Below are 11,472 nucleotides of genomic sequence, written 5' to 3' on the forward strand. Positions count from 1 at the left end.
CTCCTACTTATCGTCGGGCTCGGTGACGCGCTTGGTAAACGAGAGCTTGGACTCCTTACCCGTCATGAGCTTTTTGATGTTCGCGCGATGGGCCCACACTACGGTGATGCCGATCATCGCCATGCAAAACTTGAGACCTAGGCTGCTGTACGGAAAGACCGTACAAGCGGCGATGGGAAGACCGACGGCGGCGGCAAGCGAGCCCACCGACACGTACTTGGTAATGGCGACGGCTACGATAAACATGCCCAGCAGCGACAGGCCAATGGGCCAGTACCAGGCAAGGATAACGCCCAGACCGACCGCGATGCCCTTGCCGCCGTGGAAGTTGAGGTACGGCGAGAAGATGTGGCCCCATACGGCCGCCAGGCAGATGACGCCGAGCATCCAATCGCCGGGGGCTCCAGGCGCCATGATGTTCGGCGGAAAACCATAGCCCAGATCGGCGATGAGCGGGCGGGCGATGAGGACACAGATGGCGCCCTTCAGGCAGTCGAGCAGCAGCGTGAGTGCCGCGACCTTGGGGCCGGCCACGCGCAGCGCATTGGTGGTGCCGATGTTGCCGGAGCCCGCCTTGCGAATGTCGGTGTGATTAAACACGCGGCCCAGGATCAGGCCAAACGGAATCGCTCCGATAAAGAACGAGACCACGGCGCAGATGGCGGTCAGCAGAATCGGATTAAGCATCCTTTTGCTCCTTCTTCCTAAAGAAGAGTCGGATGGGCGTGCCGGCAAAGTCGAAGGTCGAGCGCATGCGGTTCTCCACATAGCGCTGGTAGGTGTCGTTGACCAGGTCGCTGTGGTTGACGAAGAACGTGAACGTCGGCGGGTTGACGCCCGTCTGGGTCACGTAGTGCATGCGCAGGCGGCGCTTGCCGTCAACCACGGTGTGGCCAAACTCGCGCAGGTCGGTGAGGAACGTGTTGAGTCGCGAGGTGGTGATCTTTTGCGAACGCGTCTTCTCGGCGGCGTCGACCATGGCCCAGATCTTCTCGACGCTGCGACCGGTGAGGGCAGAGATGCGCAGGTACTGGGCCCAGGGAGCCATGACGCCCAGACGGCGGTCGACGGTCTCCATGCAGGCCTCGCGCTTGCGGTCGTCGTCGAGCAGGTCCCACTTGTTGAGCAGCACCACGATGGCGCAGCCACGCTCGATGGCCAAGCCCATGACCTTCTGGTCCTGCTCGGTGACGCCCACGGAGGCGTCGACGACGAGCAACGCCACGTCGGCGCGGTCGATGGCGCGCAGGCCGCGGACCATGGAGTAGTACTCGATGTTTTCGTACACGGTGCTTTTCTTACGGATGCCCGCGGTATCGACCATGCGGTAGTGCTTGCCGTTGCGCTCGACGACCGTGTCGATGGCGTCGCGCGTGGTGCCGGCGATGTTCGAGACGATGGAGCGGTCGGCACCTAGGATGCGGTTGAACAGCGAGGACTTACCGGCGTTGGGGCGGCCGATGATGGCCACGTTCAGCGCATCGGGGAACTCGTCGGCGACTTCGTCCTCTTCCTCAGGAAGCAGGGCCACGATGTCGTCGAGCAGGTCACCGGTGCCGTGGCCGTGCAGCGCCGAGAGCGGCGTGGGCTCGCCGATACCGAGCGAATAGAACTCCCAGATGCTGTCGTTCTCGCGATCGGGGTTGTCGAGCTTGTTCACCAGCAGAAAGACCGGCTTGTCGCAGCGCTTGAGCATGCGGGCGACCGACTCGTCCTCCTCGGTGACACCGGTGCGGCCGTCGACCACAAACAGGATGACGGCGGCTTCCTCGGCGGCGGCGAGGGCCTGGTCGCGGATGGACGTGGCAAAGACGTCGTCGCTCTTGAGCGGCTCGATACCGCCCGTGTCGACGATGGTGAACTCGCGGCCGTTCCAATCGGCCGTGTGATACGAGCGGTCGCGCGTGACGCCGCGGGACTCGTGGACGATGGCGTCCGAGGTCTGGGCCAGGCGGTTAACGAGCGTGGACTTGCCCACGTTGGGGCGTCCGACGACGGCGACGATAGGTTTCATCTGCTCTCCTTTAATGGGTAGGTTCAGTGGAAGTGTTAGAGTCGGCAGGCACAATGCCAAGGATATGCTCCAGGGTATCGAGCAGCTCATGCGGCATGGTCGACACCACATGAACCTCGGCACCGCGACTGGTAAGGCTTGCGAGTAAATCGTCACGATGATACTCGTCAAGCGTCATGCCGTCAGCGTTGAACATGAGCTTAGGCACAAAGAGCATAACCCCCGAGAGGTCCTGCGGCAGCTGCTCCAAGATATCGCAGGCGACGATGAGGCCGGTCACGTCCACGTTGCCGCCAAAGTAGTGGTTCTGGATGGCCGTGACAGTGCCGGCGAGTCCCTTGGGCGACTCCACAAAGCGGGCCACCGTGTCGCGTGCGCTGGCGCCCGAGAGGCACAGCAGGTGCTGGCTGCGGGCGGCGATGGCCTCGCGGACGCGGGCCAGACGCTCGGCGTCGGCAGCAAGCACGTCGTCGGTCTCGTCCAGATACGAGCGGATCATGCCAATGCCGTCGTAGTACTGCGGGTAACCGTCGTAAAAGTCCGCCTCGGGAGGATCGATGCCGGCGTCCAGATAGAACTCGTCGCTCATCTGGAAGGTGTGGCGGCCAAAGCGCTCATAGGCGCGGTCCTGGTAGGGACGGATCATGGTAATGGTCTCGCGCGCTAGCTCGGGCTTGTCGCTGTAGGACCAGCTAAAACGGTTTTGATGCTTGGTAAAACCGAGCGGCACAATGCCCAGACTTGTGATTTGCTCGTGCTCCTCGCAAAAGCGCAGAGTCTTTTCCAGCTCCTCGCCGTCGTTCATGCCGGGGCACAGCACAATCTGCGCATGAATCTCAATGCCGGCGGCCATGATGGCTTCGAGTACGTCCATGCCGCGCTGGGCGTTGCGGCCCATCATGCGGCGGCGGACGTCGGGGCTTACGGCATGGACCGACACGTTCATGGGGCTCATGTTGCGTTGGATGACGTTTTGAACATCTTTGTCGGTGAGGTTCGTGAGCGTGACAAAGTTGCCCTGTAAAAAGCTTAGGCGATAGTCGTCGTCGCGAATGTAGAGCGTGGAACGGCCGCCCTTGGGCAGCATGGTCATAAAGCAGAACACGCAGGCGTTCACGCAGGTGCGCATGCCGTCAAAGATGGGGCCGTCGAACTCCAGCCCCCAGTCCTCTCCCGGGAAGCGGTCGAGCTCGACGGAGGTGACGGTGTTGTCGCGTGGGTCGAAAACCTCGAGGTCGACGGTATCATCGTCGGCCTCCCAGAGCCACACGATCATGTCGGTGAGCGCCTGGCCGTTGACCGTGAGCACGCGCATGCCCGGCTCGATACCCACATCCCACGCGGGCGATTCGGGACGCACGTTCTTTACGAGCGCGCCCTCACCCGGCTCGGGGTCGCGGCTGCGCCCGTAATCGGCCACCTCGGCGGCGTATGCGGGTACGGTCTGGTCCATGATTAGCGGCAAAGCTCCTTGATGCGCGCAACGGCGCGTTCGATGTGTTCTTGTGGGGTGGAGGCTCCGGCAGTGATGCCGATGTGGTGAGCGTCGGTAAACCACGCGGCCTGGAGCTCGGAAGCTTCCTCGATGTGATACGTGCGCTCGCAGGCGTCTGCGCAAATCTGCGCCAGGCGGCGGGTGTTGCCCGAGTTCTTGCCGCCCACCACGACCATGCAGTCGCAGCGGTTGGCAAGTGTGGCTGCTGCCTGTTGACGCTCACTCGTGGCGGCGCAGATGGTGTTGATCACACGTAGCTCCTGCACGCGCGGGGTGATAGCGGCCACGATCTCAGCGAGGTTCTGCGCGGTCTGGGTGGTCTGCACAACGAGGCCCACCTTGCCCTTGAGCGATAGGGCATCGGCGTCGGCGGCACAGCTCACGACCTGCGCGTCATTGCCGGCGTGGCCTAGAATACCCTCGACCTCTGGGTGGCCCGGCTCGCCCACGACGATCACGCGGTAGCCTTCGCGCACCAGGCGCTCGGCCGCCACATGGACCTTCTTCACGTAGGGGCAGGTGGCGTCGACCACGGTAAGGTCGCGCTTGCGGGCAGCATCGATCACCTGCGGCACCACGCCGTGGGCGCGGATGATCACGGTGCCCGATGCGGCATCGTCCAGGGTATCGGCCAGACCAACGCCTGCCTCGGCGAGCTCGCGTACTACGATGGGGTTATGGATGAGCGGACCCAGCGTGTGGACCTGAGCGCTCTCCCCTGCCTGCGGCGCGGCGGCCAATGCCATGTCGAGCGCGCGCTGCACGCCGTAGCAGGTGCCGGCGTGAGCTGCAATCTCGATGGTGGGCGCGGTGGCTTGGTCGGACGCAGTCGCGGCGGTGTTCGTCACGTTCTCGCTCATGGCTAGAACCTGCCCGGATGCTCGGCGCACAGCTCGTCGCGCATGGCGTATACGCGGCTCATAGCCTCGGACTCAAACCAGGCCAAGCGCTCCGTGCGCTTAAGTCCAGCCGGTGCATCGGAAAGCGAGACGGCTTTGCCGGCACGAATCCAGCACTTCTTGGGACGCATGAGCTTTTTGCCCGCGGGCGTGATATCAGACCATCCGCAGATGGCGAGCGGGTTGACGGGCGCCTTGCCCATCTGAGCGATGAGCGCAAAACCGCCGTGGACCTCGGGCTTGATCTCGCGCGAGCGGATGCGCGTGCCCTCGGGGAAGATCAGGACGTCCTCGCCGCGCTGCAGCGCATGCTGGGCGGCGCGCAGGCACTTCATGTCGGCGGTGCCACGCTCGACAGGAATGCCGCCCACGCGGCTAAAGGCCCAGCGTACGATCTTGCTCTTGGCGAATTCGGATTTAAAGATGGGACGCACGCGGCGGCCGCCAAAGTACAGCGCCGTCTCCACGGCCAGCACCTCGGCCATCGAGGTGTGGTTGCAGATGACCACGCTGCCGCGGCCTTCCTGGCGCTCAAACAGCAGGTCAGCGTCCTCGACCTTCCAACGCCACATGAGCTTGGAGAAGGCCCACAGGATGCCCATGACCACGGCGACGATGCCGCGGATGAGCGCCGGGAACTCGACATAGGGGGCGTTGTAGTAATCCTCGGGCGTCTGCTTAAACAGGCGCATGGGCTACCTCCTTTGGTTGATGAGGCCCTCGATAATGCGTACGACCTCGTCGATGGTGTGGGCGGTGGAGTCGACGTGCACGGCGTCCTCGGCTGGCACGAGCGGCGCGACCTCGCGGCTGCTGTCGAGCTTGTCGCGCTGCTTGAGGGCGTCGAGGGTCTCGTCGACCTCGGCCTCGAGTTGCTCGGAGGTGAGCGGCTGGGCATCGTTTTGGTGACGCTGCAGCACGCGGCGGCGGGCACGCTCGCGCGGGTCGGCGGTCAGAAAGACCTTGACCTGTGCGTTGGGGAACACGACGGTGCCGATGTCGCGACCCTCGGCCACGATATCGCGATCCTCGGCGGCGCGGCGCTGATGGATGAGCATGGCGGCGCGCACGCCCGGGTAGGCCGAGACCTTGGACACGTTGGCGTCGACCTGCGGGGTGCGAATGGCAGCCGAGGCATCCTGGCCATCAATGGTCAGGCGTGTGTCTTCGCCAGTGCCGTTGGTAAAGCGGATTTCGATCTGCTCGGCGAGGGCATCGATGGCGGCCTCGTCGTCCAGATCGATGCCGCGGTCGAGCGCGGCGAAGGTGACGGCGCGATACATGGCGCCCGTGTCGAGCTTGTTAAAGCCCAGCTGGCGGGCGATCTCCTTGGCGATGGTGGACTTGCCGGAACCGGCGGGGCCGTCGATGGCGACGATCATGCAATGCTTCCTTTCGATGGTTGACGTGCTGGTATGGTTCGTGGGCGCTGGGGCACGGCGGGTTGCCTAGCCCGTGTAGCGCTCGCGGTAGGTGTTGCGCTTGGGTGCGGAGCCGTGGCTGCCGTGGTGACGCGTGCGGCTGGCGGGCGTATCTTGGGGCTTGCCGCCGTTGCGCTTGGCGCTCGCCTGCTTGGGCGGGATGCCGCCGGCCTTGAGGATCTGCACCTCGCGGTCGGTGAGCTCGCGCCACGAGCCCTTGGCCACGTCCTCGAGCTCAAGGCCGGCAAAGTTGCAGCGGTGCAGGCGGATCACCGGATGGTGAATCTTGCCCAGCATGCGCTTGACCTGGTTTTTACGACCCTCGCGGATTATGACCTCCACGGCGGTGGTGCCGGGCTTGATGCCTTGGGGAGCTACGGCCTCGGCCTCGCGTGCGGTGATGACGCGGCAGATTGCCGGCTGGCACAGGCCGTCGTCGAGCTCGATGCCACGGCGGAGCGGGTCTAGATCGCGGTCGGTCAGCTGCCCGTCCACGAGTGCCTGGTAGGTCTTGTAGACGTGCTTGCTGGGGTGCAGCAGATCCTGCGACAGGTCGCCGTCGGTAGTAAAGAGCAAAAGGCCCGTGGTGTCGCGGTCCAGGCGGCCCACCGGGAAGAGCCCCGGAAAGCGGTCGCGGGGGACCAGGTCGGCCACGCAAGCACGCTTCTGCGGGTCGCTCATGGTGGTGAGGTAGCCGGTCGGCTTGTAGAGCATCAAGTACACGGCGCCCTGGTTGAGCTTGATGGGCATGCCGTCGACCTCGATATGGTCGCGGTCGACATCGACCTTGGTGCCCAGCTCGGTCGCGACCTGGCCGTTGACGGTCACACGGCCGGCGGTCATCAGGTCCTCCGACCCGCGGCGGCTCGCCACGCCTGCGCGCGCCAAAAAGCGCTGCAGGCGCATGGTGTGCGGATAGACGGGCTGAGCGTCGGTTGCGGGTACTGCGTTGCCCGTGGCGCGCGTCTCCCCTACTTCGTTAGTCCTCGTCATGCATATCCTCCGAGGTCTCGTCGACGACCAGGGTTTCCAAGTCCTCGACCACCTCAACATCTTCAACATCGGTATCGAGCAGTTCGCGCTCTTCGTCCAGGTCCTCGGCCTGCTCCTCGAGCGTGGACTGAATGCTGCGGCCGCTCAGACGCTCGCGGATAAACTGACGCGACTGCTCGTCGGGGGCAAACTGCTCCAGGTCGGGCAGGTCGCGGGTGGAGCGCAGACCGAACTTTTCCAAGAAGGCGTTGGTCGTGCCGTAGATGATGGCCTGACCGCGCTGGGGGTCGCGGCCGAGCTCGCGCACCAGACCTTTGTCCACGAGCGACGCGATGACGCCGTCGGAATTGACGCCGCGGATGCCCTTGACCACCTCGCGCGTCACGGGCTGGTGGTATGCGATGACGGCCAGTGTTTCGAGCGCGGCCTGCGACAGCTTTTGCGTGTCCCAGCTCAGCACATAGGCCTCGACCACGTCGTGGTAGGCGGGATGCGTAAACAGGCGCCAACCGCCGGCGACCTCGCGCAGCTGAAAGCCGCGGTTGGCCTCCTCGTACTCAACTTTGAGCTCGGCGAGCAGCGATGCGCACTCGCCGGGGGCGATATCCAGTGCGCCGGCGAGCGCGGGCGCACTCACCGGGTCGCTCGACACCAGCAGCAGCGCCTCGAGGGCGCCTTTGAGGCTGTTTGCCTCCAGCGTGGAAAGGGTTGACATGGTTGCGGCTCCTATTCGGTGAGCTCGGGGCCCTCGCCGGGCACGTATGCCTCGGCGCCCTCGACGCGGTTGATGCAGATGGTTCCGAAGATCTCGTCCTGGCTCAGCGTGAGCGAGCCGCGCTTGGCAAGCTCAAGCATGGCCAGGAAGGTGACGACGAGCTGCTCGGTGGTGGCGTCGCCGTCCAAGAGCTCGCGGAAGGTGCAGGTCTGGTGCGCCATGGTAAAGCGGTCGACTGAGGCCACGGTCAGGTCGAGCGGCACGCGATGCGGCGCCACATGCTCGGCCTCCAGCAGGAAGGTCTGGCGCTTGCCGTCCAGGTCGGCGCAGATGACGGCCAGGCCGCGCAGGGTGATGCCGGCCAGGTAGTCGGGCATGAGCCCCAGGAACTCGGGGTCGGGGCCGGCCACACGCGGATGCATGCGGCTTTCGGCCTGCATGCGGGCACCGAGGGCCGCAGCCGCGCCCTTAAACTGCTTGTAAGCGATCAGGCGCTGAATCAGGACCTCGCGCAGGGCATCGCCGTCGAGCGCGCTGAGTTCCTCGAGGTCTTCGTCGAACTCGTCATCGTCGTCATCTACTTTGCGCGGGGCCTCCTGCGGCACCAGCGAGGCAGCCTTGATGTCCAAAAGGGTTGCCGCGACTAGCAAAAAGTCGCTCGCCACGTCCAGGTCCAGCGCCTCGATGCGTTCGGCCTCGGCAAGGTACTGCTCGGCCACCTCGCTGATGGAGATAGCGCCGATATCTACTTTTTGGCGGGTTACCAGCTGCAGCAGCAGGTCGAACGGTCCGCTGTAGACCTGCGTCGACACGCGATACGACATCTTCGACCTCCTTTGACGGCGCCTTCGCGGCGCGGTTTGGGTGCATATTACGACCGTTTTGCACGGTCGACCTGTAAGTTTACCTTAGATGCCGGCGATTGCGAAGTTGAGCAGCTGCTCAGCAAGCGGATACACGGTAACGTCGAAATAGCGGCCGATCACATCGATGCCGGTCCACATAGGCAGCAGATACAGCACGATGATGAGGATGGGCATAGCGTATTGCTGCAGACGGTAATAATTGTTGAGCGCCTTGCCTTTGAGGAACGGCACGATGATCGACGAGCCATCGAGCGGCGGGATCGGGATGAGGTTGAAGAATGCGAGTGACAGGTTAACCACGATAAACGTGGCGCCGAAGTTCATGATCTGTGACGCCAGGGCAAAGGAGATGCCGGTGTAGAGGTTGCCGTACGCCACGTGCATGAGTGCCGCGGCAAGGCACGCGAGTGCGATGTTCGACGCGGGGCCGGCCGCGCTCACCAGGACCTCGTCGCGCTTGGGGTGCTTGAGGTTGTTGAGGTAGACGGGCACGGGTTTGGCGAAGGCGAACACCGGGCCGCCGGCCGCGAGCATGAGCAGCGGCAGGATGATGGTGCCAAACGGGTCGATATGGTTAAGCGGGTTGAGTGACACGCGGCCGCGCGAACGGGCCGTCTTGTCGCCGAGCGCCCAGGCCGCGGCGGCGTGTGCGCTCTCGTGGATCACGATGCCCACGATGACGGCGACGGCGCTGGCGAGCAGGTTCATGAGGTAGCTGCTGGACATGGCACTCCCCTAGCGGACGCGGCGCGAGGCGCGCGTGAGCAGGCAGTCGATCACAAACAGGATCACGGCGACGATGGCGTAATCCAGGCGGAACACGCCGCCAAAGGGCGACGTGATGACGCCATAGCCGGCGATGGCGCTCGGCAGTGCGCGCGAAAGCTCAACGACAAAGCCTACGATCTGCAGCTTGGCGGTGAGGCCGCTAAAACACAGCAGCACGGTCATCGCGCTCATTAAGATGCCGCAGATGCGACAGGCGATGGCGATGATGCTCATCGCCACGGCAGCGGCCTTACGAGAGTTCACGCGCGGTCTCCTCTTCGATCTGGGTGGAAAGCTCCAGCCATTCGTCCTCGAGCTTGGGCAGCTCTTGCTTAAGCCCGTTATATTCCCCCAGCGCGGCGTTGAACTTGTCTTGATCGGCATAAAGCTCTTCGCTCGCCATCAATTCCATAAGCTCGTCATAGCGGGCGCGCTTTTTGTCGAGCTCCGTCTCGATCTTCTTGAGCTGGTTACGCACGCCCTTGAGCTTTTTGTTGAGCGCAGCGCGGGCTTGGGCCTCGGCGCGCTTTTGCTCCTTGGTCTTTTTGCCCTCGGCAGGCTTGGGGGCGGCGACGGGGGTGTCGGCCTGGGCGGCGCTGGCCTTGGCGGACTTGGTCGTGGCCGGCGCGCTCTCCCCTGCCGCCTCGGCGGCGGCGCGGGCTGCGAGGTCCTCGCGCTTGTAGAGGTAGTAGTCGTAATCGCCGTCGTAGACCGTGACTTTGCCGTCGCGGATATCGATGACGCGGTTGGCCACGGCGCGCACCAGGTGCTCGTCGTGGCTGATCAGCACGATGGTGCCGGGGAAGTTTTGCAGGGCGTTCTCGAGCATGTCCACCGAGTCGATGTCTAGGTGGTTGGTGGGCTCGTCCAGGCACAGGAGCGCCTCGGGTGCTACGAGCATCTTGGCGAGCGCCAGACGCGCCTTTTCGCCGCCGGAGAGGACGCGAACCTGCTTTTCGATTGCGTCGTTGTCGCTAAACAGGAAGGCGCCCAGCAGGCTGCGCTGCTGCGGCACGGTCCACTTGGGCGTGACGGTGTCAATCTCTTGCAGGACGGTATTGGACTCGGTCATGCCCTCGAGTGCGTGCTGGGCGTAGTAGGCTACGCCTACGTTGGTGCCCAGGTCCCGGGTGCCGGTGGTGGGCGGCTCCAGTCCGGCGATGATCTTCATGAGCGTGGACTTGCCGGCGCCGTTGGGGCCGACGAGCGCCACGTGCTCGCCGCGGTAGAGCTTGAGGTCGATATCGCTGTAGATGTGTTTGTTGCCGTAGGACTTGGAGACGCCCTCCAGGCCCACGACCATATCGCCGGAGCGCGGTGGGTCAGGGAACTTAAAGTCGATGTGCTTGTGGCCCTCGGGTAGGATGACAAGCTCCTTTTTGATCTGCTCGATCTTGCGGATGCGCTCCTGGGCCTGGGCTGCCTTGGTGGGCTTGTAGCGGAACTTGTCGACGAAGACCTGCATGTGGGCGATGTCGCGCTCCTGGGCGGCGCGCTTGGCGCGCATCTGCTCAAGGTTGTCCTCGCGCTGCTTGAGGTAGCTGCTGTAGTTGCCGGTGTAAGTGGTCACGCGACGATTTTCGAGTGCGGCGACGTGGTCGACGCAGGCGTCCATGAAGGCGCGGTCGTGGCTGACGATGAGGACGGCGCCGTCATAGTTGGCTATAAAGCCGCGCAGCCACTGGACGCTTTCGAGGTCCAGGTGGTTGGTGGGCTCGTCCAGCAGCAGCAGGTCGGGGTGGCGCAGGAAGAGCTTTGCCAGCGCAATACGCATCTGCCAGCCGCCGGAGAACTCGGAGCACGGGCGTTCAAAGTCGGTGACTTTGAAGCCCAGGCCGGACAGGATTTTGCGGGCGTTGCTCTCGAGCTCGTAGCCGCCCAGGTGCTCAAAGCGGTCCTGGACCTGGCCGTACTCGTTAAGGAGCGCGTCGACGTCCATGCCCTGCTCGGAGAGCTCGGTGATCTGGGCCTGCAGCTCGTTGGCACGCTCGCCCATGCGGCGGATTTCCTTGGCGGCGGCCATGACCTCGGCGAGGATGGTGGTGTCCTTTTGCTCCAGGTTGGTTTCCTGCTCTAGGTAGCCTACCTGGCAGTCCTTGGCGTACTGGACCTGGCCGGAGTCGGGACTGTCGATGCCCATGATGATTTTGAGCATGGTGGTTTTGCCGGCGCCGTTGGGTCCCACAAGCGCGAAGCGCTCGCCGGGGTTGATCTGGAAGGACGCGCCGCTAAAGAGGACGCGTGCGCCGAAGCTTTTTTCGATCTTGTCGACCAGGAGGATCATGCTGCCGCCTTTGACCT

At 64.1% G+C, this 11,472-nt stretch carries 12 protein-coding genes; all 12 read right to left on the reverse strand.

Translation table 11 applies throughout. The features are described from left to right. Positions 1-3 precede the first annotated feature (3 nt). The 12 genes from plsY to DWZ52_RS06135 all read right to left on the reverse strand — a co-directional run bounded on the left by plsY (position 4) and on the right by DWZ52_RS06135 (position 11,455). A complete protein-coding gene (plsY, locus tag DWZ52_RS06080) occupies positions 4-687 on the reverse strand; it encodes a glycerol-3-phosphate 1-O-acyltransferase PlsY (RefSeq protein ID WP_118385129.1) in 684 nt (227 codons plus the stop codon). After that, entirely contained in the window at positions 680-2,014 is a 1,335-nt protein-coding gene (der, locus tag DWZ52_RS06085) for a ribosome biogenesis GTPase Der (protein WP_117629385.1), read from the reverse strand. The genes plsY and der overlap by 8 nt, the downstream gene beginning before the upstream one ends. Before the next feature lie 10 nt (positions 2,015-2,024). Further along, complete coding sequence (locus DWZ52_RS06090; RefSeq protein WP_118385130.1) at positions 2,025-3,467, reverse strand: DUF512 domain-containing protein; 1,443 nt, start codon at positions 3,465-3,467, stop codon at positions 2,025-2,027. 2 nt (positions 3,468-3,469) lie between these two features. Beyond that, positions 3,470-4,369 carry a 4-hydroxy-3-methylbut-2-enyl diphosphate reductase gene (locus DWZ52_RS06095; RefSeq protein ID WP_118385131.1) on the reverse strand — a complete coding sequence of 300 codons (900 nt, stop codon included), beginning with the start codon at positions 4,367-4,369 and terminating at the stop codon, positions 3,470-3,472. Positions 4,370-4,371: 2 nt separating this feature from the next. After that, positions 4,372-5,100 carry a lysophospholipid acyltransferase family protein gene (locus DWZ52_RS06100; protein ID WP_117842407.1) on the reverse strand — a complete coding sequence of 243 codons (729 nt, stop codon included), beginning with the start codon at positions 5,098-5,100 and terminating at the stop codon, positions 4,372-4,374. Positions 5,101-5,103: 3 nt separating this feature from the next. Beyond that, positions 5,104-5,790 carry a (d)CMP kinase gene (cmk, locus tag DWZ52_RS06105; protein ID WP_117842408.1) on the reverse strand — a complete coding sequence of 229 codons (687 nt, stop codon included), beginning with the start codon at positions 5,788-5,790 and terminating at the stop codon, positions 5,104-5,106. Between the two features lie 66 nt (positions 5,791-5,856). Then, positions 5,857-6,822: a pseudouridine synthase gene (locus DWZ52_RS06110; RefSeq protein WP_118385132.1), complete on the reverse strand. Its 966-nt coding sequence runs from the start codon at positions 6,820-6,822 to the stop codon at positions 5,857-5,859. Further along, on the reverse strand, positions 6,809-7,537 hold the full coding sequence (scpB, locus tag DWZ52_RS06115; protein ID WP_118385133.1) for an SMC-Scp complex subunit ScpB: 729 nt from the start codon (positions 7,535-7,537) through the stop codon (positions 6,809-6,811). The genes DWZ52_RS06110 and scpB overlap by 14 nt, the downstream gene beginning before the upstream one ends. Positions 7,538-7,548: 11 nt before the next feature. Continuing rightward, positions 7,549-8,361, reverse strand: coding sequence for a ScpA family protein (locus DWZ52_RS06120; protein WP_022095099.1), 813 nt, complete (start codon positions 8,359-8,361; stop codon positions 7,549-7,551). Between the two features lie 84 nt (positions 8,362-8,445). After that, positions 8,446-9,129: a site-2 protease family protein gene (locus DWZ52_RS06125; protein ID WP_117786832.1), complete on the reverse strand. Its 684-nt coding sequence runs from the start codon at positions 9,127-9,129 to the stop codon at positions 8,446-8,448. A 9-nt stretch (positions 9,130-9,138) separates the two neighbouring features. Further along, a complete protein-coding gene (locus tag DWZ52_RS06130; RefSeq protein ID WP_118385134.1) occupies positions 9,139-9,435 on the reverse strand; it encodes a hypothetical protein in 297 nt (98 codons plus the stop codon). Further along, a complete protein-coding gene (locus DWZ52_RS06135; RefSeq protein WP_118385135.1) occupies positions 9,422-11,455 on the reverse strand; it encodes an ABC-F family ATP-binding cassette domain-containing protein in 2,034 nt (677 codons plus the stop codon). Before DWZ52_RS06135 ends, DWZ52_RS06130 begins: the two co-directional genes overlap by 14 nt. Between the last annotated feature and the right edge of the window lie 17 nt (positions 11,456-11,472).

The sequence above is a fragment of the Collinsella sp. AF33-16 genome (assembly GCF_003475325.1).
GTDB lineage: Bacteria > Actinomycetota > Coriobacteriia > Coriobacteriales > Coriobacteriaceae > Collinsella.

Coding starts and splice junctions, on each gene's coding strand:
- DWZ52_RS06100 (WP_117842407.1), bottom strand. CDS start 5,100: ATGCGCCTGTTTAAGCAGACGCCCGAGGATTACTACAACGCCCCCTAT.
- scpB (WP_118385133.1), bottom strand. CDS start 7,537: ATGTCAACCCTTTCCACGCTGGAGGCAAACAGCCTCAAAGGCGCCCTC.
- DWZ52_RS06135 (WP_118385135.1), bottom strand. CDS start 11,455: ATGATCCTCCTGGTCGACAAGATCGAAAAAAGCTTCGGCGCACGCGTC.
- DWZ52_RS06095 (WP_118385131.1), bottom strand. CDS start 4,369: ATGAGCGAGAACGTGACGAACACCGCCGCGACTGCGTCCGACCAAGCC.
- plsY (WP_118385129.1), bottom strand. CDS start 687: ATGCTTAATCCGATTCTGCTGACCGCCATCTGCGCCGTGGTCTCGTTC.
- DWZ52_RS06120 (WP_022095099.1), bottom strand. CDS start 8,361: ATGTCGTATCGCGTGTCGACGCAGGTCTACAGCGGACCGTTCGACCTG.
- DWZ52_RS06090 (WP_118385130.1), bottom strand. CDS start 3,467: ATGGACCAGACCGTACCCGCATACGCCGCCGAGGTGGCCGATTACGGG.
- der (WP_117629385.1), bottom strand. CDS start 2,014: ATGAAACCTATCGTCGCCGTCGTCGGACGCCCCAACGTGGGCAAGTCC.
- DWZ52_RS06110 (WP_118385132.1), bottom strand. CDS start 6,822: ATGACGAGGACTAACGAAGTAGGGGAGACGCGCGCCACGGGCAACGCA.
- cmk (WP_117842408.1), bottom strand. CDS start 5,790: ATGATCGTCGCCATCGACGGCCCCGCCGGTTCCGGCAAGTCCACCATC.
- DWZ52_RS06125 (WP_117786832.1), bottom strand. CDS start 9,129: ATGTCCAGCAGCTACCTCATGAACCTGCTCGCCAGCGCCGTCGCCGTC.